Here is a 272-nt window from a genome sequence, read left to right on the forward strand (position 1 = left end):
TCCTTCGCATTATCGATATCTTTAAGCGCTTGTTCTTTAAGGCGATTGACTTCGTCTTTAGCGGCAGCTTTTTGTTCCGGAGTTAAATCAGGATTATTATCAATTTCTTTAAGTTTATTGTTAGCTGCTTCTTCGATATCTTGTTTCGCTTTGTCTTTCGCTTGATCAATCGTAAATTGATTTGGATCAAACTGATTGATTGTATCTTGTGCTTTTGACTTAGCTTCCTCAATGCCGTTTAAATCCTTCGCATTATCGATATCTTTAAGCGC

General features: G+C 36.4%; 1 protein-coding gene. It reads right to left on the bottom strand.

Annotation, left to right across the window (positions count from 1 at the left end):
• The coding region (locus Q4528_RS13910) for a DUF1542 domain-containing protein (RefSeq protein ID WP_303522176.1) at positions 1–272 on the bottom strand (272 nt) is incomplete at both ends.

Source organism: Staphylococcus pasteuri, assembly GCF_030547725.1.
Classification (GTDB): Bacteria; Bacillota; Bacilli; order Staphylococcales; family Staphylococcaceae; genus Staphylococcus; species Staphylococcus pasteuri.